Below are 26908 nucleotides of genomic sequence, written 5' to 3' on the forward strand. Positions count from 1 at the left end.
GGTCCGCCCGCAGGGAGGCCGCGCGGCCGTCTCGGTGAGAGGGTCGGTGGGTGACGCGGCCGGTGGGGCTCTGCCGAGGAGGCAAGGGGTGATGTATCGGTTGTGCGTGGTGGGGGTGGAGCGGGCGGTGGCCTGTTCGGCGCGCAGGCCCGTCGCCGTGCCGGTCGCCGCGGACGTCACCGGCGACGGCCTCCCCGACCTGGCGGCCGACCTGGTGCCCGCCGCGAACCCGGGGAACGGGGGCATCGGGCTCGGGTTCGCCGTCAGGAGCCTGTCCGGGAAGAGGGTCAGGGCGCTGGTCTGGGCCGAGTACGACGGCAGGGTGACCGTCGGGTTCGACGGCCTGCGCGGCGGCGCGTCGCTGTCGGTGCTCGACCGCGGGACGTTCACCATCGACCCGGACGGCCGGACGGTCAGGGCGAACGTCACCCGCAAGGACCCGGGACCGTCCGCCGTCACCCTGGCGGGGCTGACCGGACGCACGGCGGTGAGCCTGCGCCAGACCCCCGCCACCGAACGGCTCACCGTCGAGGCCACCCTCAGCTCGCTCACCCCGGCCGCCACCACCTCCCCGGCGGTCGAGCTGGACGTCACCGCCTCCCGGCCCGCCAGGCTGGACGCGGTCGCCGTCTCCCCGGGCCGCTACACGCAGGCCGTACTGGACCGCATGCCCACCCGCGCCCAGGTGCGCCTGGCGGGCGGACGGATGCGCTTCACCGCCCCCGCCCCGATCGCCCGCGCCGCGCTGCACAGCCACCTCTACCGCGACGGCCGCCTGGCCACGGCGGCGAGCGCCGAGCTGCGCGAGCTGCCCCGCTCCTTCACCGCCGCCCACGTCTCGTCCGGTGACAGGCAGAGCCTGACCGTGGAGTCGTCCGGGCCCGCGCGGACGGGCTCGGCCAAGGTGCTCTACTACGACCGGGCCGCGTCCAGGACCGTGCTGCGGGCCGAGCTGAGCGGCCTGCCGGCCCGGGTCCGGATGGAGAACGACCCGGCCGCGCAACGTGTCACGCAGACGGCCAGTGCGCCGATCGGCCGGTTCGCCGCGGTCCTGCAACGCGGCGGCGGCGCGATCTCCAGCCCCGCCGGCGGCCACGTCACCATGATCAAGAACGGCGACGCCGCCGGCGTCTCGGCACTGCTGTCCGGCGTGTCGAAGTTCGACGTCACGTACGGGAGCGCGCCGCACGCCCACCTGGAGGCCAGAGCGAGCGGCCGGCCCTTCGTGGCGGCCGGCCTCGACGGGAGGCGCCTGGCACGCCTGGAGATCTCCAACACGCCCGCCGGGGCCGACCTCACCCTCGACCCCGCCGCCGGGACGGCCGTCTACCGGGCCGGCGGCGTGATCGACCGGGTCCGGGCGGCCTACGCCGACGTCCGGAGCGGGCCGACGATCGACGGCACGGTCCGCGGGGTGCGTGGGGACGTCAGGACCGCCTGGACGCTGGGCGCGCGCTCGTCGGTCGAGGCCACCACGTCCGGCCGGCTCCGCGACCTGCGCCTCTACGCGGCCAGGTCGTACGTCACCACCCTCGACGACGCCCCGGCCGGGGACGACGTTCGGGTGGCGGTGGAAGGGGTGCCGAAACGGGCCGAACTGGTCGCCGACACCGCGGCCGGGACCCTCGCCTGGACCGCGAGCGCGCCCGTGGCCAAGGTGTCGGCGCTGGCCCGGATCAGGACGGACGGCCGGGTGCTCAGGGCCGCCGCCGACGTGACCGGCGTCCCGGCCCGCTTCGAGGCCGCCTGGAAGGGCGGCGGCTACCGCTTCCGCGGGCTGTCCGGCCCGGTGGGGTCGGCGGCCCTGGCCGTCGCCAACCACGACGGCGCCACGTCCCCCGACGGCCCGCACCTGGCCGCCCACTACGACCGGGCCGGCGGCGACCTGGACGCCAGCGTGCTGGTCAGGGGCCTGTCGCGGGTCGAGCTCAGCCCGTCCGGCCAGGGGTTCATGGCCCGCTTCCGCGCCGCCCGGCAGCGGCTGGCCGTGGACGCCGACATCGTCCTGGGGGACGTGCGCTTCGGCGTCCTCGGCAGGGTGGGGCCGGTGCCGGGCGACCTGACCGTCGCCGCCACGCCCGAGGGCAGGCTCACCTACTCCGGCTCCCGGCTCGGCGTGACCGCCCGCGCCTGGCTCGGCAGGACCGCCGCGCTGGCCCGCATGCGTCCCGCGCCCGCCGTCGAGAGCGGCCTCTCGCTGGTGGACGGCGGCTGCCCGGCCGGGGGCTGCGGGCAGGGCCCGTTCTGCACGGCGCGACGCGGCTGCTACGGCCTGCAGGGCTACCTCGACGTCACCGGCCTGCCCAGCCAGGTGACGATCGACCCGGCGGGCGGCACCTTCGCCTTCTCCGGGTTCGCGCCCAGGCGCCGGACCCTCGCTCTCCACCTGGCCAGCAGCGTGCTCGCGCCGGTCCCGGTCAAGGCGCGGGCCACGCTGACCCGGCTGCCGCCGAGGATCACCCGGTTGTCACTGGGCCCGCTGGACGCCGGGCACGTCGCCTACCGCGTCGAGCCGCCGGCCACGCTGGGCGCGCTCGACGTGCGGGCCGAGGCGGGCGGGCTGCGCGGCCACGTCGCCCTCGACCCGGTGCCCGCCGCCGTGGACGTACGGGGCACGTACGGGGCCAGGACCCGCATCCGGGTACGGAACTCCGCGCCGGTCGAACGCCTGACCGCCGAGGTCACCCTGCCCGGCCGGGGCAGCGGCGGGCTGCGCCTGACCGACGTCCCGGCGGTGCTCGGCCTGGACGCCGACGCCTCGGCCGCCGGGCTGAGCGTCCCCACGCTCACCTACCGGGGCGGCGCGAGCACCCTGGACGGCCGGCTGGCCGTGGACGGCCGCCTGGTGGACCCGTCCGGGCGGCTCGACGGCGTCTCGCTCGCGGTCGCGGACCTGGCCGCCGACACGACGATCAGGCTCAACCCCGACCAGTCGCTCGACCTGGTCTCGAAACCCGGGCCGACGGGCCGGATCGCGGTGGGCGCCGGGTTGCGCGTGGGCCCGGTCGCGCGGCAGCGGATCGCCGTGTCCAAGGAGCTCCCGTACACCTCGGGGTTCCTCACCTACCAGGTCGGCGGGGACTTCGCGCTCGGCGCGAGCGCCGTGCGGGAGGTGTCGCTGGCGGTCCGGCGGGTGTCCTGGTTGCGGGTAAGGCCGGGGCGGATCCCGTTCGGGCTCAAGGCCCCGGCCGCGGCCGGGTTCCTCGCGCCCGGCTTCGAGGGCGCCTACGACCGCCTCCACCTGGCCGCCAAGGGCGTGGACCTGCGGCCGGACGTCTCCCTGCGGGTCAGCTTGAGCAGGAGGATCGGCGCGGACGCCTTCACCGGCTCCCTGCGGCTCACCCGGGCCACCTCGCTGGCCCTGCGCCGCTACGACCAGCGCATGCGCCGCATCGGCGCCCGCCAGGAGATCGCCGCCGCCGGGATCGGGCTCGCCTGCCTCACCGTGGACGCCAAACCCGGCTTCGCCTCCGGCGGCAGGGGCGGCTCGATCACCCTGCGCGGCTCCGACGGCCCGCAGATGGTGTCCTTCCTCGACCCCGGCGGGCAGGCCCCCGACTACGCGGTGGACCTGCTGACCCACTTCATGTCGCCGTTCCCGGACGCGGGCTGGAAGGTGGCGGCGGCCACGGCCGGCTCCTGCGCCCGCCCCGGCCGCCCGGAGCCCCGGACACAGGACCGTTGATCCGGGGTCACCACGGGCCCCGGTAGCCGGGCGGCGGGGTGGCGCCCTCGTACGGCGGCACCGCCCGGCCCGCCAGGAACGCCCGCAGCATCGCCAGGTAAGCCCCCCGCCCCTCGGCGTAGACGAGCCCGGCACCGGGGATCGCCTTCCGGACGTCGGTGGCCGCCGACCAGCTCTCCCCGTCGCACGGCCCCTTGACCACCAGCACGGGCGCCGCCACCCGGGCCAGCCCCTCCCGCATCCCAGGCGGCGACGGCCGATCCACCAGCCCCGCATACCCACCCGAACCCTCCGGCTGGGGCGCCGTGGGCGTGCTTCGGGGCGGCTGCTCGACAGGCCGGCCCTTCGCGCACACGGCGGCGCCGACGGCGCGGGCGTCGAGTTCGGCGTCGCCGGCGAAGGCGTGCGCCGCCGCCGGTTCGACCCGCAGCAGCGTGTGGACCGCCAGCATCCTGGGGCTGGGCGGGCCGTCGTCCAGCAGCGTCGCGGCACGGGCCCGGTCGAGATCGGCGGGGGAGGCGAGCGCCGCCCTGGCCACCCCGTCCGGATGGGCGGACAGGTAGGCCGCCGCGAGCCGGGCGCCCTCGCCGCGCGCGACCAGGTTCAGGCGGCGGGCGCCGATCGCCTGCCGCACCTGCTCCAGGTCCGCCACGTCGCGCACCAGCCCGTACGCGGCCGGGTCCGGCAGCCGAGCCGAACGTCCCGCGCCCACCCGGTCGTAGACGTACACCTCGTGCCCGTCGGCGGCCAGCCGCCGGTAGAACGCCGGATCGGCGGCCAGGTCCGCCAGGCCGGCCCCGCCGGACAGGAGCACCACCGGCTCCGGGCGGGTGACCCGCTTCGGCGCGACCCGTACGTACGCCAGCCGCGACCCCGTCGGCAGCCGCCACTCGCGCTGCCCGGCCACCGGCGACGTGGCCGCGGCCGGCACCGGCGGCGGGGTCAGCGTCGCGTCCGCGACCCGCCAGACCACCGCCACCTCCACGGCCAGGATCAGCACCGCCCGTAACCACCGCCCCCACGTCGCGCCCGGCCGCGGCACGCACAGCAGCAGCCCGAGGTAGCACACCGAGGCGAACACCGCGAGCCCGGTCACCGTGAACACCCCGGGCCGCGCGCCCACCATCGCCGTCCCGGCCAGCGCGGCCAGCCCGGCCACGGGCGACAGCGCGAGCACCGCGGCGCCCGCCACCATCCCGGCGAAAGACCTCACAAAGGGGACGCTAGCCCCCGACGGGGGAGGGAAGCGAGCGGCCCAGGCGGATGCGCAGGCGGTCGCCGGTGCGCAGCGTCTCGCGCACGGTCCACACCCGCTCGTCGATGACGGTGCCGTTCGTGGTCATGTATCCGCCGACCCTGAGCACCGGACGTCCCGAGGCGTCGCCGAGGAGCTGGGCCCGCGACTCGGAGTCGTCGGCGAACAGCACGAGGAAGTCCTCGGCGTGCGCGGGGGCCTCCAGCACCAGGCCGGGATAGAGATGGGAGGAGGGAACCTCGATCACGTATTCGGTCACGCGATCACCACTACCCCGCACGCGCGCTTTCAGCTTCCGCCGACGGAGGATAGCGCTTACCTGGGCTGATGAGGTGAAATATCAGGGTTGCCTACAGCTTGGAGCCCCCCGCATGTCCTTGTTCGACCTCCCGATCGAGCAACTGCGCGCCTACCTCCCCGACCGCGACGAGCCCGCCGACTTCGACGACTTCTGGTCCCGTACGCTGGCCGAGGCCGAGGCGTTCGACCCGGCCGCCGAGTTCGTGCCCTACGACCTGCCGCTGAGCGGCGTCGACGTCCACGACGTGTCGTTCGCCGGGTGGGGCGGCCACCGGATCCGCGGCTGGTTCATCCTGCCGCGCGGCGTGCGGGAGCCGGTGCCGTGCGTGCTGCACTACATCGGTTACGGCGGCGGGCGCGGGTTCCCGAAGGACCACCTGCTGTGGCCCGCGGCCGGGTACGCGGTGTTCGTGATGGAGACCCGGGGACACGGCGGCGCGAGCCCCACCAGCCCCGGCGCGACCGGCGACCCGCACGGCAGCGCCGACGTCCAGGCGCCCGGCATGATGACGCGCGGCATCCTCGACCCCGAGGACTACTACTACCGGCGGGTGTTCACCGACGCGGCCAGGGCGGTCGACGTGGCCGCGGCCCACCCGGCGGTGGACGCCGAGCGCATCGTGGTCTCGGGCGGCAGCCAGGGCGGCGCGATCGCACAGGCCACGGCGGCGTTGCGCCCGTCGGTGCGGGCCGCGCTGGTGGACGTGCCGTTCCTGACGCACTTCCGGCGGGCGGTGGAGATCACCGACAGGGACCCGTACCAGGAGCTGGTCCGCTTCCTGGCCTCCCGCCGGGACGGCGCCGACCAGGTGTTCCGCACACTGTCGTACTTCGACGGCGTCAACTTCGCCGCCCGTGGCCGGGTGCCCGTGCTGTACTCGGTCGCGCTCATGGACTACGTCTGCCCGCCCTCCACGGTCTTCGCCGCCTACAACCACTGGCAGGGGCCGAAGGAGATCACCGTCTGGCCCTGGAACGGGCACGAGGGCGGGTCGGGCTACCAGACCGAGGAGCAGATCCGTTACCTGCACAAGCTCCTGGCCGGCTGACCCGGGTGCGGGGCCGCCGTACCGGCGTGATCACCGGTACGGCGGCTGCCCGTCACACCGCCTGCGGGGTCACCATGAACGACACGCTCCCCTGCGCGTCGGCCCCGGCGTCGAGGGACTTGTCGTCCAGCACGGTCGCGGCCACGGGATCGAGGTAGACCCGCGCACCCTCGGTCTCGACCACCTCGTCGGCCGGCTCAGGGGCCGTGGCCAGGGAGAGGCTGAGTGAGTTCGCGCCCTCGCCCTGCGACGAGATGCGGATCCCGCCCTGGGCGGGTTCCGGCGCGGACGCGGTCAGGTCGCGGATCGCCTGGGCTGCGTTGGCTGTCAGGGTGAGCACTACGGCTCCTCCAAACGGTCGACGTACAGAAGTTGCCTGCCCTTCCCCCCATGCCGGAGCCCAACCCTTCTCGGCGTTTTCTTTACCGGAAATTCCCGGCCGGTGGACAGCGCCGGTCGTCACCCGTCCGGGGTTCGGTCAGACGGTCCACTTCCCGGCGAGCATGAGGTCGCGCCCCGCGAGTTCGTTCACCTCGCGCCACGCCTGCACCAGCACCGGCGTGACCCAGAAGTACGTGTACGGCCCACGCGACACCCGCGGGTCGAACCCGGTCTTCACCGCGAACGCGTCGCCGATGTCGTCCGGGATCGTGGCGGCCGGCTGCGCGGTCACGGTGCCGTGGATGAGGACGACGTCCCTGGTCAGGCCCAGGCCGAGCCGCACGGTGCCGCTGTCGAGCAGGTTGCGGGCGGTGGGTGTGGCGTCGGCGGTGGAGAGCAGGAGCCGGTGCCCGTCCCACAGGAACGACAGCGGCGTCATGTACGGGCCGCCGTCGCCCGCCGTGGCCACCCAGGCGTCGACGTCGTGTTCGAGCCGGTCGAGCGTGTCCTGCTTGCGCTGCTCCGGTGATCGGGCCGGTGGCGTCATCCTTCTCCTCGCACTCTCGGCGGCCACGTCGACCGCGTCACGTCCGTCAACATGATGACGGACCCGGCGGCGGCCCGCGACACCCGGCCAGGGGTGCGACGCGGCGCGCCTGAGGGGGAAGTCACGCGCGCGTGGTTACTCTCTGTGACGGAGAAGTGTCACCATGTCATAGGAAACCTCATGCGCACTCGTCTGACCATGCTGCTGGCCGCCGCGGCCGTCGTCGCCCTGTCGGGGTGCGGCGACAACGCCACAACCAACACCGCGGGGCTGGCGCCGCGGACCGATGCTCAGCCGTCCGAGCAGGACAGGACCTGGATGGCGACCATCCACCAGGGGAACCTGGCCGAGATCGAGGCGGGCCGCCTGGCCGAGAAGAAGGGCGCCACCGATCAGGTCAAGTCGATCGGCCGGATGCTCGTCGACGACCACACCCAGTTCGACAAGAAGGTGACCGAGACCGCGGGCCGGCTCGCCATCCAGCTTCCCGCCGCGCCGACCTCCGCGCAGACCGCCATGGCCAAGCGCCTCCAGGACCTCAAGGGCAAGGAGTTCGACAAGGAGTTCGTCGTCGGCATGGTCAAGGCCCACAAGACGGCGATCGAGGCCACCAAGGAGGAGATCTCCAAGGGGTCCTCGCCGGCGGTGGTGGCCCTGGCCAAGTCCGCGTCCCCGACGCTGCAGGAGCACCTCAAGGCGCTGAAGAAGGCGCAGGAAGACTACTGACGAGGGCGTCCGCGATGCCCGACGGCGCGGGCGTGCCGGCCGCGCTCGCCTCCTTCGCCCGCGCAGCGGCGCGCGCGCTGGCCGGGCTCCGGCACGGCCGCGCGCTGCACCGGCGCGGCCTGCTCCTGGCGGGCACGCTGACGGTCGAGGCGGCGCCCCTGGGGGAGCCGGGCGAGCACGAGGTACGGGCCCGGCTGTCCAAGGGGCTGTCCCTGCCGGGCCGGCTGCCCGACGTGCTGGGGCTGGCCGTGCGCCTGCCCAACGGGGTCGACCTGCTGCTGTCCACCGGCGTGGGCGCCCTGCCGGTGCCGCGTCGCACCTTCACCTCGGGGCCGTACTCCAGCCTCACGGCGTACGTGTACGGAACGGGTCTGTACCGGCTGGTCGCCCGGCCCGAGGGGGAGCGCGTGCCCGCCGATCCCGCGCTGCTGCCCGGCGCGCTGGCCCGCGGGCCGCTGCTGTTCCACCTGTGGGCGGGCGGTCGCTACCTGGCCCGCCTGCGCCTGCACACCGCGCTGCCCGGCGAGGACCTGACCTTCGACCCCGTGCTCAACGGCGCCCCCTGCCTGCGCCCGGCCGGATGGACGGCCCAGCTGCGGCGGGCTGCCTACGAGGGCTCCCGGGAGGGCCGCGGCGTGCCTCCGCCGTAGGCCGATTCATGGCAAAGACTGGCCGAACCGTGTGTGCAAATGCGGCTCTCTGGGGTATTTGTCCTTTTTGAACCAGGACGAACAATCGGGGGGATCGTCGTGGCTATGCAAACAGAGATCCGGAGCCTGCTCGAGTGCCATGTGATCGGGTCGGACGGACAGTCGATCGGCAAGGTGGGCCAGGTCTACCTCAGTGACCGCACCGGCGAGCCGGAGTGGGTGACCGTGCGCACGGGGTTCTTCGGCATGAAGCAGACCTTCGTGCCGCTGGCCAACGCCCGCCGTTCCGGGGACGAGATCAGGGTCCCCTTCGACAAGGAGATGATCAAGGGCGCGCCCAACATCGACGTGGACGGCCGCCTGTCGCTGGAGGAGGAGGCCGAGCTCTACCGGTACTACGGGATGCAGCCGTCCACCATCCCGTCCCAGCGCTCGCCCGCCGCGGGGGAGCGGCAGGCCCAGCGGGCCGCCGGCGAGTCGCGGACGGCCGAGGAACGCGGCAGGCGCCCGGGCATGACCGGCCAGCCGGGTGCGATGGGCCAGCCGGGGCAGCCGGGCCGGATGCGCGGCAGGGACGTGGGCGACCGCGACATCGACATGACCACGTCCGAGGAGCAGCTGCACATCGGCAAGGAGAGCCGCGAGAGCGGGCACGTCCGGCTGCGCAAGTACGTCGAGACCGAGAACGTCCAGGAGAGGGTGCCGCTCGCGCACGAGGAGGTCGTGATCGAGCGCGAGCCCATCAGGGACGGCGAGCCCGGCACGTACGAGATCGGCGAGGACGAGCAGCAGATCACCCTGCACGAGGAGCGGCCGGTGATCGGCAAGGAGACCAGGCCGGTCGAGCACATCCGCGTGCACAAGGAGCGCGTCGAGCACGAGGAGACCGTCGAGGGCCAGGTCAGGAGGGAACGCCTGGAGGTCGACGAGGACGGCGACGCGCGCGAGCACACCCGCAACCGCAACCGCGGGGACGACCTCCCGCCGAAGCGGTAGGAGGCCGCGCCCGGTCCCGCGCGGGGGCGCCCACGCGCCCCCGCCTCACCACGCCCACCTCCAGGACGCGCCCGCTACCAGGACGCGACACCGGTCAGGGCGCGCCCTCGACCTGCCCGGCGTTCAGGGGAACGGGCTCCTGCCCGGCGTTCAGGGGAACGGGCTCCTGCCCGGCGTTCAGGGGAACGGGCTCCTGGCCGGTGTCCGGGGGGACCGACCAGCTGGGGCGGGCGTTCAGGGTGGCCGGCTCGAAGCCCGCGAGCTGCTTGTAGTGCAGCGCGATCTTCTCCAGCGTGTCCCGGGGGATGACCTCCTCGATGTCGGCGAACCCGGCAGGGGCGCGTTCGTGCGCCAGCCGCAGGACGACCTCGGGCCCGTCCTCCCGGTTGGCCAGCACGATCCGGTTCGTGACCGGCCGCCGCCGGCTCTCGTAGAACTCCAGGCCCTGGCCGGTGGCCAGCGCGTGGGCCAGCACGCGGGCGTCGATGACGGCCTGCGTGCCGCCGTTGGACCCGGTCGGGTACATCGGGTGCGCGGCGTCGCCCATCAGCGTCACCGTCCCCGACGACCAGTACGGCAGCGGGTCCCGGTCCACCAGCGGGTACTCGTACGCCTTGTCGGCCGAGGCGATGAGGCCGGGGATGTCGAGGGCGTCGGAGCGCACGTCCGTCACGTGGTGCAGGAACTTGCCGACCTCCACCTCCCGGTTCCAGTCGCCCCGGGGGACGGTCTCGGGGGCCCGGTGCTGGATGGCCCAGTTGACGAGCTGCGTGCCGTCGGGGTCCGGCGGCGCGATCGGATAGATGACGATCTTCTGGGTGCCGTCGCCCGCCATGATCATGGATCGGCCGGTCAGGAACGGCCGGGCGCGCGACGTGCCGCGCCACAGCACGTGACCGCCCCACAGCGGCTCGCCTTCGTCCGGGAACAGCGCGGCCCTGACGCCGGAGCGGATGCCGTCGGCGCCGACGAGCAGGTCGGCGTCGTGGTCGAGCCGGGTGACGGGGGAGCCGGTCACCACGGCGTCCGGGCCGAGCCGCTCGCGTACCGCGTCGAGGAGCATGACCTGCAGCCGGCCGCGGTGGATCGAGTACTGGGGCCAGGCGTGGCCCGCGGCCCGGCCGCGCGGCTCGGTCCAGATGCGCTGCCCGCGCCGGGTGACGAAGGTCAGGTCGGCCGTCTCGACGCCGATGCGGGCCAGGCGGTCGCCCAGGCCGAGCTCGATGAGCTCGCGCACGGCGTGCGGCAGCAGGTTGATGCCCACGCCGAGCGGCCGGATGTCCTTGACGGCCTCGCGCACGGTCACGTCCGTGATTCCGGCCGCGTGCAGGCTGAGGGCGGCGGTGAGCCCGGCGATGCCCGCCCCGGCGATGACCACCCGCCGCGGGCGTCGTCCCGCGAGGCCGGTCATGACGAGCCGCCGGGAAGGAGCAGGGTGGAGACGTCGAACGGCGCCTCCAGGTAGCCGTTGCCCTTGAAGTCCAGCATGAGGTCGGCCACGCGCTGCAACCGGGCCTTGTCGACGCTGGTGGAGTAGCCGCCCAGCGCCATCAGGTCGGCGGTCGCCTTGTCGATCTTCGTGTACTTGAGCAGCGCGGCCTTGGCCTGGGCCGGGTCGGCGATCGCCAGGTCCACCGCCTTGCGCAGGCCGCGCTGGAAGGCGGCCACGGTGCGCGGATTGTCGGCCGCGAAGCCCTCGGTGGTCAGGTAGCCCGCCATCGGGAAGTCGGCGGTCGCCCCGGTGAACAGGTCCGACAGGCTGCGGGCCCCGCTGGTGGCGGCCGCGGTCTGCCAGAACGGCTCGGGCAGCACGGCGGCGTCCACGTCGCCGTTGGCCAGGGCGCCGGCCATCTGCGGGAAGGGCCGTTCGACGAAGGTGATGTCGGCGGGCGCCACGCCGGCGGGCTTGAGCAGCGCGCTCACGGCCAGGGTGGCGACGTTGCCGAGGGTGTTGACGCCGACCTTCCTGCCCTTGAGGTCGGCCAGCTTCGTGACGGGCGAGTCCTTCCGCGTCATGAGGACGAAGTTGCCTGGCTTGGCCGCGTAGGCGTCGCCCACGACCTTCAACCGGCCCACGCCGCGCGCGGCGGCCAGCATCGCCGAGACGTAGTTGCTGTGCAGGACGTCGAGCTTGCCGCTGATCAGGTCGGGCATCGCGGCGGCCCCGCCCTGGATCACGACGGGCTTGACGGTCAGCCCCTCCGCCGCGAAGAAGCCCTTGTCGATGCCGATCTGGACGGGGGCGACCTCGGGAAGGGCCAGCATGCCGAGGTTCAGCACGGCCTTCTCTGGCCCGCCGGACGACGGCCGTGGATCCGCCCCGCCGCACCCGGTCATCGCCAGGGCGAGGGCGACCGCCGCGAGTAACAGACGCATGAACGCTCCCAAAGAGTTGAGTTCGTGAACAAAGCGTGCCGGGGAAAAGAACAGCCGTCCGGCAATCTTCTTCATTCCCGTGCGGCTTTATTCGGTCGCGCCATAATGCGCCACCACCCGGCGTTCCAGAATCAGGAAAACCTGATTGAGCAGATATCCGAGAACGCCGAGCACGGTGACGGCCGCCCACATGCCCGGCAGGTCGAAGGAACGCTGGGCGGCGCGCAATCGGAAACCGACGCCGTCGGTGGCGAAGAACTCGGCGATCACCATGAGGATGAGCGCGAGCGACAGGCTGAGCCGCAGCCCGGCGAGGATCTTCGGGGCCGCCGAGGGCAGCACGACCCGCAGCAGGCGCTGCCCGGCCGACAGCCTGAAGACCCGCGCGGTGTCCAGGTGGAGCCGGTCCACGTTGCGGGCGCCGTCGGCGGCGTTGACCAGCACCGGCCAGACGATGCCGCACGCGATGGTCGCGACCTGCATGAGCGTGCCGGTCGAGAACAGCGCCAGGAACACGGGCAGCAGCGCGGGCGGCGGCAGCGCCCGGCAGAACTGCACGGCCGGGTCCACGAACCTCGACAGCAGCGGCGAGCGGCCCATGGCGACCCCGGCCGCCACGCCCGCCACGCCGGCCAGCACCCACCCGGTCAGCAGCCGGCCCAGGCTGTGGGAGAGGTCGTCCAGGGCCGTCCGGCTGATCCACAACTCGCGCAGCCGCAGCGCGATCGTGGACGGCGGCGGGAAGTAGGGGTTGCCCGCCGCCCTGGTGGCCAGCTCCCAGACGGCCACGACGACGGGCACTGCCCACAGCCGCGCCACGGATCTGATCATCGTGCCGCTCCCGTCAGCGCCGTGTGCCAGCGCAGCAGCCGCCGGAAGACGTGGGCGAGCAGGGCGTTGGTGAGCAGGCCGAGCGCGCCGGCCCACAGGGTGGCGGCGATGGTCAGCCGCAGGCCGTCGGGGCTGCTCTCGGCCACGATGATGAAGTGGCCGATGCCGCTGGTGCCGGCCAGCAGCTCGGTGCTGACGGCCAGGATCAGGGCGATGGCCGCGGCCACCCGCACGCCGGTCGCCACGAAGGGGGCCGCGCTCGGCAGGCTGACCCGCCACAGGACGGCCGGCGCGCCGAAGCCGAAGGCCCGCATCGTCTCCTTGGCCAGCGGGTCGACCTCGCGCAGCCCGTACATGGTGTTGAGCAGGACGGGCCAGGTCGCGGCGTACACGATCATCGCGACCTCCGTCTCCAGCCGGCCGGTGAAGACGAACGCGGCCAGGGGGATGAGCGCCACCGAGGGGATCGGCCGCAGGAACTCCAGCACGGGACGCAGGGCCCGCTCGACCGGCGGCAGGCTGCCCAGCAGCAGCCCGGCGGGCACGGCCACCGCCACGGCGGTCAGCAGCCCGAGCGCCCACGCGCCGCAGGTGGCCAGCACGTCGGCCAGGAAGGCGGGGTCGGCGGCGAGCCCGGCGGCGGTGGCCAGGACCGCCGAGGCGAGCGGCAGCTCCAGCTGGGAGACGAGCCCGAGGCGGCCGGCCGTCTCGGCGGCGCACAGCAGCGCGACGGTGCCCGTCACGCCGCACACGGCGGCGCTGTCGAAGGGGCGGGAGGGGATCAGGCGCACGGCGACGCCTCGGCGCCGGGGGAGCAGGGCGGCAATTTATCGGCTCTCCGGAACATCGGTCCGGCCATTCGTCACCGCGGCAGGCCGGAAGGCGGGCAGAGAGGAACGGAAGTCACAGTAACCGAGCCGCGCGTTTCCGCCCGGCCGGGAAAACTCCAGTTACCGAAAGCCGCCGAGTCCGGCGGCACATTCTGTTGCGGTCACACCATTTCGGCCCGCCTGTTAATACGCATATTCCGGCCGGGTTCAGCGTCCGTAGAGTTCGAGTTCGTTGAGCATGCTGCAGGAGTCGCCGATCTCGGCGTCGCAGCCGTCCGTCGGCTCGGTGACGATCATGACGTGCGCGCCGGTGCGGGCCACCGTGTGGTAGCGCATGGCGAAGTCGGTCCGGTCCTCGACGGTGACGGCGGGCTCGCCCCAGGAGCGGCCGTCGGCGGAGACGTACACGCGGGCGCCGGCCGCGTGCCCGGGGCGCAGGCTGAGGCCGATCCGGTTGATCGCGTACGCGCGGTCGAGGTGCAGGACGTACCGGCCGGGGCCGGCGGCCACGGCGCTGGACCAGTAGTCGGTGCTGCCGTCGAAGGCGCCCGCCGGGCCGGAGCGCGGCCGGCCGGGGCGGGTCCACCGCATGTCGGTCTCGACCCTGAGCGCGCCGCGGCGGTACAGGGCGGCCAGGTCGAGCAGGTCGGGGCCGGGGGCGGTGACGGTGAACAGCCGGCGCTTGATCGCGTACCAGCCGCCGTTCTCGAACTTGCCGTGGGCCGGGCAGGCCGTCTCGTTGAGCAGCCCGTCCGGGCGCACGCCGGGCAGCTTGCAGTTGTCGAACACCTGGATCAGCCGGTGCGGGCCGACCGCGGCCACGGCGGTGTAGCCCGAGGAGCCGTGCACGTCCCGCACGCCGTCGCTGTTGCGGTACGTCACCGTCTGGTGCCGCCACTCCTCGCCGATCCCGTCGGGGGCGATCGCCAGCCAGTTGTACGGACGCCCGGCGCTGAGCACGAGGACGCCGTCCGGCATCAGCAGCAGCCGTGGCGCCACGCCGCGCACCAGGCAGTCCTGGCCGTCGATGCGCAGCGGCCGGACCGGCGACCAGGTGCGGCCGCCGTCGGACGAGCGGCTCTGGTGCAGCGTGGAGGGGGGCTCGCCGTCCCTGCGCAGCACCGCCAGCAGGGAGCCGTCGAGCGTCTGGGCGAGGGCGGCCTCGTTGTAGACGAACGGCCCTTGGGGAGGGGCGATCACGCCGCGCCTGGCGAACGTGCGGCCGCCGTCGTCGCTGGCGAACACCTCCGGCTGGTAGGTCTCGCTGTCGCCCTGGCGGATGTAGGCCGTGAACAGGATCGTGCCGTCGGCGAGCTGGATCGGCAGGCCGTGCGCGGCCCCGCCGGAGGCGCCGGCGTCCGGCGAGGAGACCGTGGCATCCCAGCGCACCCAGCTCTCGTCGTGGGCGGAGGTGGAGGACAGCACGCCCAGCTTGGCGGTGCCCGGCCCGGAGCGCCGCAGGTAGTACTCCAGGGCCAGCAGCCGGCCGTCGCGCAGCTCGATCGGCGCCTCCCGCAGCGGCGTGCGGTTGGTCGGGCCGAACGTGAGGCCGCCGTCCTCGGAGGTCGCCGACTCGCTGGAGAGGGTGACGACCTTGTCCACGTTGGTGGCGTAGGTGACCAGGAGCTTCCTGACCGGAGCACCGTCGCGGCCCACCGTGTCGAGCGCCGCCACGCTCGGGAACCCGGCGAAGTCGAGCCGCTGCTCCGACGACGGCTCGCGCTCGGCCGGCGTCGGGTACGGGTAAATCCACCGCGGTGAGACATCAGTGTCGATCAGGTAAGGCCCCTCCGGGACCGACCTGCCGGTGAACTCCGGGAGACGGCAGAACGTCTCGCCGGCGTGCGTGACCCCATGGGCCGCGGGCAGGCCGGCGGCCAGGAACACCGCCGCCAGCGCGGCTCTGGGCATCGCCACCGGGCACTCCTTCCTCTCGTGGCCGCCCGCGGGCGGCCGCCTCGCGACGGGCGAGGCCATGCCTTGTCTCTTCCCCCTCCGGCCCCTTGGTTCACCTGCGTCCCAGGGTTGCCAACAGTGGATCCGATAGGTATTCGTTAAGTGTCAGTTGACAGCGACGGGCCGCGACCCGAGGATCAGAGCTGCAGGATTAAGTGTCAATTTACGTAGGAGGGACCTTCGGGTCTGGAGGTGGCCTCAGATGAGCATCGAGCCCAGGGCGCGAGTCGCCCCCGAGCGCGTGCCGCCGGTCTGGGCGGCGGACCCGGTGCCGGTGGCGCCGGAGACGGCGGCGCAGCAGAAGGTCGTCCAGCGCATCTGCGCCAGGGTGGCCCCCGAAGGGGTCGAGGTCGGCGTCGGCGAGCTGCCTCCCGGCGGCCTGCAGGTGTGGATCGACACCCCCGTCCACGTCGACCCGCGCGAGTCGTGGGTGCTCCACCACCGCATGGCCCGCGAGGTCAGCCTCGTCGGCTGGCACTGCGAGGCCGACAGCGACCGGCTGCTGGTGCTCGGCTGGAGCGCCGCCTGCCTGCACAACCGCATCAGGCTGCTGCAGAGCGGGCTGAAGCGGCTGTCCGACTTCGAGCACACCGCGCAGCGGGCCGTGCAACTGGAGGGCGAGGACCCGCGGGGCCGCACCGCGGCCGACGTCGCCGCCGCGACCCGCGCCGCCGTCGAGCGGCGGCTGCGCTGGCCGGCCCGGCTGGCCGAGCTCGACGGGTTCGACCGCAGCTCCGGCCTGGCCCACCTGCAACTGCTCCTGGCCCAGGTGGTCGGGCTGGAGTCGAAGGTGGCCACGGCCTGCGAAGAGCACCTGATCATGGCCCGCGCCCTCGCGTGGTCCGTCTGTGAGCACTACGCCGCCCACGGCGACTTGCCCAGGGCGCAGCGCGAGGTGCTGGCCGAGACCCGCCGGTGGGTGCACGCCAGCTCGATCATCCGCGGCACGGCCACCGTACGGCCGGCCGGCGCGCCCCGTCCGCACATGGGGCTGACCGAGCGCCGGATCGCCGCCAGCGTCATCAACCACGGCGTGCCGAGGGCGACCCCCACGGCCGTCATCCCCCGCTCCGGCCATCAGGAGGGCACCTGACGACCCAGGTGCCGCGCCACGGGCGGCAGCACGCACAACCCGTACGAACCCTGTAGGAGAGCTCCCGTCATGCGAACCCCACCGCATCTGCCCGCGCTCGTCCGGCACGAGTCGTCCGACACCGAACGCACCCGCGCCCGCCGCCACCCCTACGGCCCGCACGACGTGCCCGTGCAGGCCGCGCCGCGCGGCTCACTCGACTTCCCCGCCCCCGCCGCCGTCCCGGCCGCGCCCTACGAGGCGTTCACCGAGCAGCGGCTGCGTGAGATCAGGGAGATGTCCACCCAGGCCATCGGCTCCATCGACGACCTCCTCCAGCACACCGCCTGACGTGATTTCGCATCCCCCGAGGAGAGCCATGCAGGGACTATCGCGAGTGGATCTGCGGCCGCGTGACGTGGGCGCCCACCGACCGCGTTCGCTGGCGGGCACCGAGACCCCGCACACCCTGGACGAGGTCCGCGCCCTCGTCCGCCGGGCCATGGTGAGCAAGAGCCGCCTCTACCCGGTCAGCACCGGCAGGAACTGGGGCATGGGCTCCGCGCTGCCCGTCACCGAGGACAACGTCGTCGTCGACCTCAGCCAGATGAACCGCATCCGCGGCCTCGACCTGGAGGCCGGCTACGCCGTCATCGAGCCCGGCGTGACCCAGGCCCAGCTCGCCGAGGCGCTGCGGGACACGCCGTGGATGCTCAACGTGACCGCCTCCTGCGCCGACACCTCCGTCATCGGCAACGCCCTCGAACGCGGCGACGGCTGCTTCCGCTCCCGGGTCCACGACGTGGCCGGCATCGAGGCCGTGCTCGCCGACGGCAGCGTGATCACCACCGGCGGGCTCGACCCCACCGGCGTCTACCACGGCCGGGTCGCCGGGCCCGACCTGACGGCCGCGTTCGTCCAGCACAACCTGGGCGTCGTCACGGCCATGGCTGTCTCGCTGGTGCCGCGCCCGGAGCGGATCGGGCTCGTGCACGCGCGCATCCGGCGCGACCAGGTCGGCGCCGCGATCGGCGCCATGGCCGGGTTCCTGCGCCGCGGCAACCCCGCCGGCGGGCTCATGCGGCTCCGCGAGCTCGCCCTCGCGCCCGCCCGCGACGACGGCTGGTTGCTGCCGGCGGGCGTGGACACCGGCAAGTTCACCGTCCTCGGGCCGCTGCTGGGCACCGGCGCCACCGTCGAGCTGGCCGAGGAGATGCTGCGCAAGGCGCTCATCGAGGTCGAGGGCGGCGAGACGCTGCGCGTGCTCGACGCCGCCGCGGTCGGCCCCGACGACCCGCTCTACACCAGGGCACTCACCGCCCAGGGCATCCCGACCTGCAAGGGCGTGCGCAACGCGCTCGGCGTCACCTCCTGCGAGCAGATCGACGCCGGCAGCATGGGCTTCCTCGTGCTGCTGCCGCTGATGCCGCTGCACGCCAGGAGGACCGAGCGCATCCTCGACGCCCTGCAGACCGCCGTCGACACCCACGGCATCGCCCTGATGGTGGAGTGGAACCTGGTCAGCCCGCACATGGCCAACGCCGTCATCCAGATCTTCTTCGACCGGGCCGACGCCGACGCCGCCCACCGCGCCCACCAGCTGCGCAACGACGCGAGCTGCCTGCTGCGCGGCAACGGCTGCGCCATCTACCGCTCCGACATCGACCACGCCGCGGCCGACGTCTGGTCCGAGACCAGCACCGCCAGCCTCGGCATGCTCCACCGGCTCAAGACCGCTCTCGACCCGGACGGCCTGCTCTCTCCCGGCCGCTACGGCGCCTGACCCCCCGAACCACCCCGCGCCGGTCGCACCCACCGCAGTGTGCCGGCCGGCGGGGAACCTGAGGCTTTCTTGCGAGGAGGACCGAGTGCGTGAGACACCAGTGGCCGTCAGAGCAACCGGCGTGACCCGCCGTCACGCCGTGATGCTGCGGCTGGTCGGCGCGGGCGTGATGCTGACCGTGATGGCCGACACCACGGCCACCACCCTGGCCGTCGGCGTGCTGCGTTACACCCCCGCGGGCGCCGGCATGCCGCTGGGCGACCTGGTCTGGCTGACCAGCGCCGCCTTCATCCCGATCGCGGCGCTGCTGGCCACGGCCGGCCGCTGGGCCGACCTGTTCGGCCGCCGCCGGGTGCTGGCGTTCGGGCTGGTGGTCTTCGTGGCCGGCGGGGTCGCCACCGTGGCGGCGTCGTCCTGGTCGTTCGTGCTGGCCGCGCGGGCGGTGCAGGGCGCGGGCGCGGCGGCGATGATCCCGGCCAGCCTCGGGTTGCTGCTCGGCGAGCTGCCCGAGTCGCAACGCCGGGGCGCGATCGCGCTGTGGAGCTCGGCCTCCGGGCTCGGCTGCCTGCTCATGCAGGCCGGCGGCGGCTGGCTGGCCGCCACCGTCGACTGGCGCGCCCTGTTCGTGCCCGACGTCGTCATCGGCGTCGCGCTGCTGATCGCCTGCGCCGCGCTCCCGTCCGGCAGGCGTACCGCGGCCAAGGGCGTGCCGGACGTGCTCGGCGCCTGGCTGCTGGCCGCCGGGATCGCGGTGATCGTGCTGGCCATCTCCAAGGCCATGGCCTGGGGCCTGGACGTCGTGTGGCTGGCCGTCGCGGCCCTGGCGCTGCTCGGCGGCGCGCTGGCGCAGGCCAGGCACCACCGCCTGCCCGCCATCGACCTGGCCTTGTGGCGGCAGCGCAAGTTCGTCTGGGGCTGGCTGGCCACCTGGTTCTTCGGTGCCCTGTCCTACGGGCTGCTCACCGTGCAGCCGCTGTACCTGCTCCACCTCGGCTACCCCATGCTGGAGGTGGCCATGTGGCTGACGCCCACCTCCGTGGCCGTCGTCGTCACCAGCTACCTGGCCGGCAAGCTGCTCAAGCACATCGGCGCGTACGGCCTGATCTACGCCGGCTCCCTGCTCTGCGGCGGCGCGTGCGTGCTCGTGCTGACCCAGTCGGGGCCGACGGTGTGGGGCCTGATCGCCAGCGTCGTGGTCGGCATGGGCGTCGGCGCGCTGGCGCCCGGCACCTCCGTGGCCACCACCCTGGCCGCCCGCCCCAGCCAGTACGCCTCCGCCGTCGGCGCGGCCACCATGGCGCGCATGGTCGGCGGGGCCGTCGGCATCGCCGTGGTGTCCCTCGTCATCGACCACCCGTTCATCCTGACCGGCCCGCTGGCCGGGCTGGCCGGCGCGCTCGCCATGTGCGTGGCCATCTCGGTGTTTATCGGGGCCATCGCACTCACCAAGATCACCCGGCTGCGGACCGACCCGGGCGACGACATGATCAAGGTGCCGCGCCGGCTGCTGCTGGAGCTGCGCATGACCCTCGCCACCGTCGCGGCGGAGGCCGACGCGCTGCTGCCTGTCGAGACCCGCACGACCCCCAGGGATCACATCCCGAGGCCCCGGGCGGCAGAGAGCTCGGAGACCTACGGAACCACGCACGTCTAGTTCAACCTCAAGAAGGGCTCTCGTCATGGCAACCACCTCGTGCGACGTGGCCATCGTCGGCGCCGGGCTCGGCGGCTGTTTCCTCGCACTGCTGCTGCGCCGCCGCGGGCAGCGCGTCGTCGTCATCGAGCAGGGACCTTCGATCCCGAGCGCGGGCGCCGACTTCCTCAAGCCCCCCGGCCTGCGGGTGCTGGCCCGCCACGGGCTGGCCGAGCTCGTCGAGCGCCACGGCCTGCGGCGCGACCTCATCCGCTACTACCACGACGGCGAGCCGATCAGGGAGTGCCGCTTCCCCGACGGGGGCTTCCTCATCCGCCCCTACCGCGAGCTGGTCGAGCTCATCTACGCCTGCTGCGCGATGGAGGGCGTCGAGTTCTGCTTCGACGCCGCCATCGAGCACGTCGAGCGCGACGGCGACCGCATCGAGCTGCTGACGCTGTCCGACGGCAGCCGGCTGCGCGCCGACGTGGTCGTGGGCGCCGACGGCACGAAGTCGGCCGTCCGCCGGGCGCTCGACATCGACCAGGTCACCATGCCCTACGACCGGCTGCTGATGCGGGTGGCCACCGTGCCGCTGAGCGCCAGCGTCGCCCGGCTCAACCGGCTCTACTTCAGCTCCGGCGGCTGGCTCGCCTACCTCTACCCGCTCGACAAGGACCAGGCCAGGGTGTTCGTCGGCCTGCCCCCCGAGCAGGACGACGAGGTCTTCGGCCGGGGCGCCACCAGCCTGCCCGACATGCTGAAGGGCTTCGTCACCGACAGCACCGACGCCTTCGCCTCCCTGCACGCCGCCGCCTGGCAGCCGATCAGGGTCTCGTCGCTGCGGGTGGGGGCGTACCACAGGGGCAACGCCGCGCTGCTCGGCTCGGCCGCCTTCGCCTGCCACCCCATGACCGGCATGGGCATGAGCTACACCCTGTACGACGCCGAGATCCTGGCCGACGTCATCTCCGCGGCCGGCGGCGACCTGCCGCTGCTCGACAAGCTGCTCCAGGCCCGCTACGAGCCGCGCCGGCAGGCGCACCGGCAGCTCATCGACTACGGCGACGCCCTGGCCGCCACCTTCCACGACCGGCGGGCGTACCTGCGGGCCTTCCGCGCCGACCTGCACATCTACGGCGACGAGGCCGCGCCCCGCACCGCGCCCGCGCTGCAGCCGATCTGACCCCGCCGCCCTCCGGGAGGCCCCGGCGCGCCCGCCTCAGAGCCGTACGGGCGGGGCGGCCGGGCCCCGGTAGGGCAGGGTCTGGCTGTAGACGATGTTGGTCGTGGTGCTGCCGAACCGGGCCAGCTCGTCGATGACGCGTTCGAGGTGGGGCATCGAGCCGGCCGCGACCTTCAGCGTGTAGCAGTCCTCGCCGGTGGTGCGCAGGCATTCGAGGATCTCCGGGCGCTCGCCGAGCAGGCGGCGCAGCGGCTCGTGCCGGCTGCCCGGATACTTCAGGCGCACGACGGCCAGCACGCCGAACCCGACCTTGCCCAGGTCGACCTCCGCCCGGTAGCCGGCGATGACGCCCAGCGCCTCCAGCCGCCTGACCCGCTCGGTCGTCGCCGAGGCGCTCAGGTTGACCCGGCGGCCCAGCTCGGTCAGCGGCAGGCGGCCCTCCCGCTGCAGCTCCGCCAGGATCGCCCAGTCGGTCTCGTCGAGATCCTCGGCCATCCGGCGAATATACCGGCAGATCCACGGCGATCCCCGCCGTACGCCGTGAGCGGGGCCTTCAGTCCGGCGGGACGGCCTGGATAGCCTTCGGTGTCATGAGAATCGGCGTGAACGTACCGAACTTCGGGCCCGGCACCGACCCGGCCACGCTGCGGCGATGGGCGCAGACCGTCGAGGGCCTCGGCTACGACCTGCTGATGATCTCCGACCACGTCGCGATCACGCCCGACGTCGCCGAGCAGTACCCGGGTCCCTTCTACGAGCCGTTCACCACGCTCGCCTGGCTGGCCGGGATCACCACGCGGGTCAGGCTGGGCACCTCGGTGCTCATCGTGCCGTACCGGCATCCGCTGGTGATGGCCCGGATGGCGGCCAACCTCGACCGGTTCAGCGGCGGGCGACTGGTGCTCGGCGTGGGCGTCGGCTGGGCGCGGCAGGAGTTCGACGCGCTCGGGGTGCCGTTCGAGCGGCGCGGCCGGCTGACCGACGACCACCTGCTGGCCATGCGCGCCGCCTGGTCCGCCGCGGACGACTACCGCGCCGGGCCCATCCCCTTCTGGGTCGGCGGCAACGGCGAGGCCGGCCTGCGCCGCGCCGTACGGCTCGGCCAGGCGTGGCACCCCCTGCGCAACACCCTGCCCTGGCTGCGCGAGGCCGCCGGGCGGCTGGCGGACGTCGCCGGCGGGCTCGGCCGCCCCGTGCCCGCGTTCGCGCCCCGCATCCTGTTGCGGCTGACCGCCGAGCCGGTCACCGATCCCCGCCGCCACGCCGGGGAGGGCACCCTCGACCAGGTCCTGGCCGACCTCGACGCGCTGCGGCTGCTGGGCGCCGACACCGTCGTGCTCGACCCGTTCGCCGGCGATCCCGCCGAGACGCTGCATCCCCAGACGGCCTGGCACGCGCTCGCGGCCGTGGCCGCCCACTGGGACCTCGAATCCCGCGACCCGTCCAAGGAGGACGACGATGAACCCCGATGACGAGACCCTGCTGCGCCGGGCCATCGAGCTGGCCGCCCGCGCCCGTGCGAACGGCGAGGCCCCCTTCGGCTCGCTGCTGGCCGGCCCCGGCGGCGAGGTGCTGGCCGAGGAGCACAACACGGTCCTCGGCGACCGCGACATCTCCGCCCACCCGGAGCTGAAGCTGGCCCGCTGGGCCGCCCGCGAGCTGACCCCGGAGGCCGCGGCCGCCACCACCATGTACACCAGCTGCCAGCCGTGCGGCATGTGCGCGGGCGCCATCGAACGCTCCGGCCTCGGCCGCGTGGTGTACGCCCTGTCGAACGAGCAGCTCGCCGGCCTCAAGACCGGCCCCGGCTGGCCGCACGTCCCGCAGGAGGGGCCGGCCCTGTACGCCGAGGCCAGCGCGCCGCTGGAGGGCTACTACCGCTGACCCGCCAGGCCCGGACGAGGGCCGCCGATGGTAGGGCCTGCCCCACCATCAGGACGGGTGACAGCGGGGGTCCGCCGGAACGCCGCCGCCGCGATGCTGAGGAGTGATCACGCCCGCCTCACCAGCATCGGAGAGAACCTTGACCGTGGTGGAAACCCCTCGCGCCGCGCCCCGGGGGAGCGACTTCGCGCGGCTGTCGCGCCGCATCGCCCAGGCGGGGCTGATGGAGCGGCGGCCCGCCTACTACGCGATCAGGATCGGCCTGGTGGCCGCCCTGTTCGCCGGAGGGTGGACGCTGTTCGCCACGGTCGGCGACTCCTGGTGGCAGCTCGGCGTCGCGGCGCTGCTGGCCGTCGCCTTCGCCCAGGTCACGCTGCTGGCCCACGACCTGGCGCACGGCCAGGTGTTCCGGTCACGGCGCCGCAGCAGGTTCGCCGGGCTGCTGGTCGGCAACCTGACCGTCGGGCTCAGCTACGGCTGGTGGATGGACAAGCACACCCGCCACCACGCCAACCCCAACCACGAGGACCACGACCCCGACGTCGCGCCCGACATCCTCATCTGGTCGCGGCGGCAGGCCGAGGCCAGCCGCGGGCTGCCCCGCCTCATCGGCCGGTGGCAGGCGTTCCTGTTCTTCCCGCTGCTCACCCTCGAGGGCCTGAACCTGAAGGTGGCCGGCTTCCGCGCGCTGCCCAGGGTGAAGGGCGGACGCACCGAGGGGCTGCTGCTCGTCGCGCACAACCTGGCCTACCTGGCGGGGGTGTTCGCGGTGCTGCCGCCCGGCAAGGCGCTCGCCTTCCTCGCCGTGCACCAGGCCTGCTACGGCGTGTACCTGGGCTGCACGTTCGCGCCCAACCACAAGGGCATGCCGGTGCTCACCGCCGAGGACTCCCTGGACTTCCTCCGCCGTCAGGTGCTGACCTCCAGGAACGTGCGCGGCGGCCGGCTGATGAACGTGGCGCTCGGCGGGCTCAACTACCAGATCGAGCACCACCTGTTCCCCGGCATGCCCTCGGCCAACCTGCGCCGCGCTCGGCCCCTCGTGCGCGAGTACTGCCGCGAGCTCGGCGTCGATTACGTCGAGTGCGGGCTCGTCGAGTCGTGGGCCCAGGCCATGCGGCACCTGCACGACGTCGGGGCGCCGCTGCGCGCCCCTCAGGAGGTGACCACCAGCTCCAGGCCCTCCTGATCCTCCAGGATTTGATGGCCCGCGCGGGCCAGGACCGTCCGCAGCGCGAGCAGCACCGCGGTGCGGATGGTCGCGTACTTCACCAGGTGAGCGGCGGTGTCGGTGCCGGCCGCACCCCAGACGATCACCACCCCGCGGGACGGGTCGTGCCAGACGCTCAGGCCGCCGTCGACCGGCAGCAGGGACGGTTCGATGTTGAAACCCGCGTCGGTCAACTCCTGCCGGACCACCAGTTCCAGATCCGGCCCATCGCCTCGGGCGAAGTCCATCAGAGTCCGCTGCCCCCGCACGGACACACCGAACGCGCCGCCTGCCAAGTGTGGCGGTTGTGTAAGGATGGCGGCTGTGACCGCCGCGTCAGTCTGGCTGCGCCTGTCGCGGGCCGTCGTGTTCGCGACGGTCTGCGGCTTCGTGTCCGCGGCGGGGCACCTGCTGGCCGGTGGCGGTGCCGTCCCGCTCTGGGGCTGCGCGCTCGGGGTGCTGGCCGCCCTCGCCGCCGCTTCCACGATCAACGGCCGCGAGCGCGGCCCCGCGGCCATCCTGACCGCCACCACGCTCACCCATCTCGTGCTGCACCAGCTCTTCGAACGCCTCGCGCCCGCCACGGGCGCCGCCGCCGGGCACGGCCACCCCGCGCCCGCCATGGCGCTGGTCCACCTCACCGTCGCCGCGCTGACGGCGTGGTGGCTGCACCGCGGCGAGCGCGCGCTGTGGCTCATGATCCGCCTGTCCGCCGCACCGCCCCCGGTCCTCGGCCCGCTGCTGCTCGCGCCGGTCGAGGTGCCGATCCCGCCGCGCCGCCCCGACGGGCGCCGCCCGGCGCACGCCGACGTCCCTCCTCCGATGGGCAGGACGGCCTGCCGCACGGTCACCCGGCGAGGACCACCCCGGCGGCTCCGCCTCCGCTGAAGTCCCGCGTCCGCTCAGGACGCGTCCTCGTCCGTCCGTGCTCGTCTGTGCTCGTCTGTGCCCGGACCCGCGCCCCGGCGCCGGTCCGGCCGTCCGCATCCGGAGTTCCCATGAAGCCCTCCTGGCCCTTCCGCCTGGCCTCGCTCGCCTGCGCGGCCCTCCTGGCGCTGCTGCCGTCCACCGCGGCGCTCGCCCACGACACGCTCAAGAGCAGCTCACCGGCCAAGAACGCGCAGCTGTCCGCGCTCGAGCGGATCGAGCTGGAGTTCAACGCCCACGTCCAGTTCCCCTTCGTCGTGCTGCACGACGCGGCGGGCAAGGCCGTCGAGGTCGGCAAGCCGCGCCTCGACGGGCCCAAGGTGTTCGCCGACGTGCCCCGGCAGCCCGCGCCCGGTTCGTACGTGATCGCCTGGCGTGTCGTGTCCTCGGACGGACATCCGATCGAGGGCGAAATCCCGTTCGTCATGAAAGGATCTATTTCTCAACCGGCGGCGGCGCCCTCGCCCGTCGAGGAACGGCCCGCCGCGACGGGCGTCCCCGGCTGGATCTGGGGCGGGCTGGCGGTGCTCGTCGTGCTGGGCGCGTTCCTCCTGATCAGGGGCGCGCGCCGCGGCCCTGACCCGGAGGACGTGGATGCTGGTTGAGCGGGCCAGGCAGCTCGCGCGGCAGTGGGTGCTCGACGAGGGCGCCGGCCTGCCCGGGTTCGAGGGGGCGTTCCTGACCGGGTCCGCGCTGTGGGCGGCCCCGGGCACGGAGCTGGGCCCCACGTCCGACGTGGACGTGATGGTGCTCGCCGACCCGCCGCCCGCGATCGGCAAGTTCCGGTACGAGGGCGTCCTGCTGGAGGTCTCCGGCATCGCCCGCATCGGCTCCACCCACGAGGTGCTGAGCGACTACCACCTGGCCGGCAGCTTCCACCTGCCCAGCGTGCTGGCCGACCCGACCGGGCGGCTCGGCGAGATCCAGCGCCTGGTGGCCCGCGACTTCGCCGAGCGGCCCTGGATCATCGCCCGCTGCACGCAGGCGATGGACCGGGTGCGCGGCTGGATCAACTCCATGGACGAGAACGCGCCCGTCCCCGAGCAGGTGGCGGCCTGGCTGTTCGGCACCGGCGTGACCACGCACGTCCTGCTGGTCGCCGGGCTGCGCAACCCGACCGTGCGCCGCCGGTACGCCGCCGTGCGCGAGCTGCTGGCCGGGCACGGCCGGCTCGACTGGCACGAACACCTGCTGGAACTGCTGGGCTGCGCGCGGATGACCCCCCAGCGGGTGGAGCGGCACCTGGCGGCCCTGGAGGCGGTCTTCGACGCGACGGCCGGGCTGGAGGCGCCCTCCTACCGTTTCGCCTCCGACATCACGCCGCAGGCGCGTCCGGTGGCCATCGACGGCAGCCGCGAGCTCGTCGCCGCCGGGCTCCACCGGGAGGCGGTGTTCTGGCTGGTCGCCACGTACGCGCGTTGTCTGGACAAACGCGCCGCCGCGGGTGCGCCCGCCGGGTACGAGGAGGGCTTCCAGGAGCTGCTGGCCGACCTCGGCGCCGAGACGTTCGCCGACCGGCGCCGCCGCGGCGACCACGTCCTGGCCGCCCTGCCCAGCCTGTGGCAGACGGCCATGGCCCTGTGCTGACGGCGGTGGGGGGCTCCCCGGCCTCCGGGCAGGCCGGCCGCGCG

27 protein-coding genes are annotated in these 26908 nt (G+C 73.9%); 16 read left to right on the forward strand and 11 right to left on the reverse strand.

The features are described 5' to 3' along the window. Nucleotides 1-88: 88 nt before the first annotated feature. The gene (locus tag ABZ444_RS45460; protein WP_358010463.1) at nucleotides 89-3685 is read left to right on the forward strand and encodes a hypothetical protein; all 3597 of its coding nucleotides are present in this window, start codon (nucleotides 89-91) and stop codon (nucleotides 3683-3685) included. A 7-nt stretch (nucleotides 3686-3692) separates the two neighbouring features. Here the strand turns inward: ABZ444_RS45460 and ABZ444_RS45465 are convergent, their stop codons facing one another. Continuing rightward, nucleotides 3693-4898 carry an alpha/beta hydrolase gene (locus ABZ444_RS45465; protein ID WP_358010464.1) on the reverse strand — a complete coding sequence of 402 codons (1206 nt, stop codon included), beginning with the start codon at nucleotides 4896-4898 and terminating at the stop codon, nucleotides 3693-3695. A 10-nt stretch (nucleotides 4899-4908) separates the two neighbouring features. Beyond that, nucleotides 4909-5199 carry a hypothetical protein gene (locus ABZ444_RS45470; protein ID WP_358010465.1) on the reverse strand — a complete coding sequence of 97 codons (291 nt, stop codon included), beginning with the start codon at nucleotides 5197-5199 and terminating at the stop codon, nucleotides 4909-4911. Nucleotides 5200-5311: 112 nt separating this feature from the next. Between ABZ444_RS45470 and ABZ444_RS45475 the strand changes: the two genes are divergently transcribed. Continuing rightward, nucleotides 5312-6289: an alpha/beta fold hydrolase gene (locus ABZ444_RS45475; RefSeq protein WP_358010467.1), complete on the forward strand. Its 978-nt coding sequence runs from the start codon at nucleotides 5312-5314 to the stop codon at nucleotides 6287-6289. Between the two features lie 52 nt (nucleotides 6290-6341). Here ABZ444_RS45475 and ABZ444_RS45480 read toward each other — a convergent pair whose 3' ends face one another. Both ABZ444_RS45480 and ABZ444_RS45485 read right to left on the reverse strand, forming a co-directional pair. Next, nucleotides 6342-6629 carry an iron-sulfur cluster biosynthesis family protein gene (locus ABZ444_RS45480; protein ID WP_358010469.1) on the reverse strand — a complete coding sequence of 96 codons (288 nt, stop codon included), beginning with the start codon at nucleotides 6627-6629 and terminating at the stop codon, nucleotides 6342-6344. A 138-nt stretch (nucleotides 6630-6767) separates the two neighbouring features. Beyond that, entirely contained in the window at nucleotides 6768-7217 is a 450-nt protein-coding gene (locus ABZ444_RS45485) for a pyridoxamine 5'-phosphate oxidase family protein (RefSeq protein WP_358010470.1), read from the reverse strand. A 180-nt stretch (nucleotides 7218-7397) separates the two neighbouring features. Here ABZ444_RS45485 and ABZ444_RS45490 point away from each other — a divergent pair, with 180 nt between their 5' ends. The 3 genes from ABZ444_RS45490 (at nucleotide 7398) to ABZ444_RS45500 (ending at nucleotide 9589) form a co-directional block, all read left to right on the forward strand. After that, nucleotides 7398-7943 carry a DUF4142 domain-containing protein gene (locus ABZ444_RS45490; RefSeq protein WP_358010471.1) on the forward strand — a complete coding sequence of 182 codons (546 nt, stop codon included), beginning with the start codon at nucleotides 7398-7400 and terminating at the stop codon, nucleotides 7941-7943. Nucleotides 7944-7957: 14 nt separating this feature from the next. Next, nucleotides 7958-8593: a hypothetical protein gene (locus tag ABZ444_RS45495; RefSeq protein ID WP_358010472.1), complete on the forward strand. Its 636-nt coding sequence runs from the start codon at nucleotides 7958-7960 to the stop codon at nucleotides 8591-8593. A 105-nt stretch (nucleotides 8594-8698) separates the two neighbouring features. Beyond that, nucleotides 8699-9589, forward strand: coding sequence for a PRC and DUF2382 domain-containing protein (locus tag ABZ444_RS45500; protein ID WP_358010473.1), 891 nt, complete (start codon nucleotides 8699-8701; stop codon nucleotides 9587-9589). 94 nt (nucleotides 9590-9683) lie between these two features. Here ABZ444_RS45500 and ABZ444_RS45505 read toward each other — a convergent pair whose 3' ends face one another. From ABZ444_RS45505 to ABZ444_RS45525, 5 genes are all read right to left on the reverse strand, one after another. Continuing rightward, on the reverse strand, nucleotides 9684-11000 hold the full coding sequence (locus tag ABZ444_RS45505) for a flavin-dependent oxidoreductase (protein WP_358010474.1): 1317 nt from the start codon (nucleotides 10998-11000) through the stop codon (nucleotides 9684-9686). Beyond that, complete coding sequence (locus tag ABZ444_RS45510) at nucleotides 10997-11965, reverse strand: ABC transporter substrate-binding protein (protein ID WP_358010476.1); 969 nt, start codon at nucleotides 11963-11965, stop codon at nucleotides 10997-10999. Before ABZ444_RS45510 ends, ABZ444_RS45505 begins: the two co-directional genes overlap by 4 nt. Before the next feature lie 87 nt (nucleotides 11966-12052). Continuing rightward, a complete protein-coding gene (locus tag ABZ444_RS45515; RefSeq protein WP_358010477.1) occupies nucleotides 12053-12796 on the reverse strand; it encodes an ABC transporter permease in 744 nt (247 codons plus the stop codon). Beyond that, nucleotides 12793-13587, reverse strand: a complete 795-nt coding sequence (locus ABZ444_RS45520; RefSeq protein WP_358010478.1) for an ABC transporter permease subunit — start codon at nucleotides 13585-13587, stop codon at nucleotides 12793-12795. The genes ABZ444_RS45515 and ABZ444_RS45520 overlap by 4 nt, the downstream gene beginning before the upstream one ends. A gap of 246 nt (nucleotides 13588-13833) precedes the next feature. After that, nucleotides 13834-15537 carry an exo-alpha-sialidase gene (locus ABZ444_RS45525; protein ID WP_358010512.1) on the reverse strand — a complete coding sequence of 568 codons (1704 nt, stop codon included), beginning with the start codon at nucleotides 15535-15537 and terminating at the stop codon, nucleotides 13834-13836. Between the two features lie 247 nt (nucleotides 15538-15784). On the opposite strand from ABZ444_RS45525, the gene ABZ444_RS45530 reads away from it, so the two are divergent. From ABZ444_RS45530 to ABZ444_RS45550, 5 genes are all read left to right on the forward strand, one after another. Next, nucleotides 15785-16675 (forward strand): hypothetical protein, encoded by an 891-nt coding sequence (locus tag ABZ444_RS45530; RefSeq protein ID WP_358010479.1) that lies wholly within the window; start codon nucleotides 15785-15787, stop codon nucleotides 16673-16675. A gap of 69 nt (nucleotides 16676-16744) precedes the next feature. Continuing rightward, nucleotides 16745-17005: a hypothetical protein gene (locus ABZ444_RS45535; RefSeq protein ID WP_358010480.1), complete on the forward strand. Its 261-nt coding sequence runs from the start codon at nucleotides 16745-16747 to the stop codon at nucleotides 17003-17005. A gap of 46 nt (nucleotides 17006-17051) precedes the next feature. Beyond that, entirely contained in the window at nucleotides 17052-18437 is a 1386-nt protein-coding gene (locus tag ABZ444_RS45540; RefSeq protein WP_358010481.1) for an FAD-binding oxidoreductase, read from the forward strand. Between the two features lie 85 nt (nucleotides 18438-18522). Then, nucleotides 18523-20091 carry an MFS transporter gene (locus ABZ444_RS45545; protein ID WP_358010482.1) on the forward strand — a complete coding sequence of 523 codons (1569 nt, stop codon included), beginning with the start codon at nucleotides 18523-18525 and terminating at the stop codon, nucleotides 20089-20091. Between the two features lie 25 nt (nucleotides 20092-20116). After that, the gene (locus ABZ444_RS45550) at nucleotides 20117-21256 is read left to right on the forward strand and encodes an FAD-dependent oxidoreductase (RefSeq protein ID WP_358010483.1); all 1140 of its coding nucleotides are present in this window, start codon (nucleotides 20117-20119) and stop codon (nucleotides 21254-21256) included. A 36-nt stretch (nucleotides 21257-21292) separates the two neighbouring features. Here ABZ444_RS45550 and ABZ444_RS45555 read toward each other — a convergent pair whose 3' ends face one another. After that, a complete protein-coding gene (locus ABZ444_RS45555; RefSeq protein WP_358010484.1) occupies nucleotides 21293-21751 on the reverse strand; it encodes an Lrp/AsnC family transcriptional regulator in 459 nt (152 codons plus the stop codon). 95 nt (nucleotides 21752-21846) lie between these two features. On the opposite strand from ABZ444_RS45555, the gene ABZ444_RS45560 reads away from it, so the two are divergent. The 3 genes from ABZ444_RS45560 (at nucleotide 21847) to ABZ444_RS45570 (ending at nucleotide 24329) form a co-directional block, all read left to right on the forward strand. Further along, nucleotides 21847-22728: an LLM class flavin-dependent oxidoreductase gene (locus ABZ444_RS45560; protein WP_358010486.1), complete on the forward strand. Its 882-nt coding sequence runs from the start codon at nucleotides 21847-21849 to the stop codon at nucleotides 22726-22728. Further along, nucleotides 22715-23140, forward strand: a complete 426-nt coding sequence (locus tag ABZ444_RS45565; RefSeq protein ID WP_358010487.1) for a nucleoside deaminase — start codon at nucleotides 22715-22717, stop codon at nucleotides 23138-23140. The genes ABZ444_RS45560 and ABZ444_RS45565 overlap by 14 nt, the downstream gene beginning before the upstream one ends. Nucleotides 23141-23363: 223 nt before the next feature. Then, complete coding sequence (locus tag ABZ444_RS45570) at nucleotides 23364-24329, forward strand: acyl-CoA desaturase (RefSeq protein WP_358010514.1); 966 nt, start codon at nucleotides 23364-23366, stop codon at nucleotides 24327-24329. Here ABZ444_RS45570 and ABZ444_RS45575 read toward each other — a convergent pair. Beyond that, nucleotides 24296-24598 (reverse strand): hypothetical protein, encoded by a 303-nt coding sequence (locus ABZ444_RS45575; protein WP_358010489.1) that lies wholly within the window; start codon nucleotides 24596-24598, stop codon nucleotides 24296-24298. The genes ABZ444_RS45570 and ABZ444_RS45575 overlap by 34 nt on opposite strands. Before the next feature lie 76 nt (nucleotides 24599-24674). Between ABZ444_RS45575 and ABZ444_RS45580 the strand changes: the two genes are divergently transcribed. From ABZ444_RS45580 to ABZ444_RS45590, 3 genes are all read left to right on the forward strand, one after another. Beyond that, nucleotides 24675-25238 (forward strand): hypothetical protein, encoded by a 564-nt coding sequence (locus ABZ444_RS45580; protein ID WP_358010490.1) that lies wholly within the window; start codon nucleotides 24675-24677, stop codon nucleotides 25236-25238. Nucleotides 25239-25348: 110 nt separating this feature from the next. Further along, nucleotides 25349-25882, forward strand: coding sequence for a copper resistance CopC family protein (locus tag ABZ444_RS45585; protein WP_358010491.1), 534 nt, complete (start codon nucleotides 25349-25351; stop codon nucleotides 25880-25882). Next, nucleotides 25872-26864 (forward strand): hypothetical protein, encoded by a 993-nt coding sequence (locus ABZ444_RS45590; RefSeq protein WP_357976737.1) that lies wholly within the window; start codon nucleotides 25872-25874, stop codon nucleotides 26862-26864. The genes ABZ444_RS45585 and ABZ444_RS45590 overlap by 11 nt, the downstream gene beginning before the upstream one ends. The last annotated feature ends 44 nt before the right edge of the window (nucleotides 26865-26908 follow it).

This window comes from Nonomuraea sp. NPDC005730, from assembly GCF_040630865.1.
Lineage (GTDB): Bacteria > Actinomycetota > Actinomycetes > Streptosporangiales > Streptosporangiaceae > Nonomuraea.